The organism is Weeksella sp. HMSC059D05, from assembly GCF_001809725.1.
GTDB lineage: Bacteria > Bacteroidota > Bacteroidia > Flavobacteriales > Weeksellaceae > Weeksella > Weeksella virosa.
Map to the genome: position 1 here is coordinate 1 of NZ_KV798519.1, position 263 is coordinate 263.

Below are 263 nucleotides of genomic sequence, written 5' to 3' on the forward strand. Positions count from 1 at the left end.
TGTTTAAAAGGTCATGAAATCAGGATAAGCATGGACGGTAAAGGCAGAGCTACAGACAACGTTTATGTGGAAAGATTCTTCCGGTCAATCAAGTATGATTACATTTATTTGAACCCAGCAGAAACCGGATTGGACTTGTATCTTGGAGTCAAGAATTTTATTGAGGAATATAACCAAAGAAGACATCAGGGAATAGAAAATAAAAAGCCAAAAGATTTGTATAAATTTGAAAAAACAATTCAACTTAAATCAGCCTAATTGTG

The 263-nt window shown here is 33.8% G+C and carries 1 protein-coding gene; it reads left to right on the top strand.

Annotated features, from left to right (window positions below; translation table 11 throughout):
* Positions 1-258: integrase core domain-containing protein (locus tag HMPREF2660_RS01295; protein ID WP_141743530.1), on the top strand; the 258-nt coding region annotated here is incomplete at its 5' end.
* Positions 259-263: the final 5 nt, after the last annotated feature.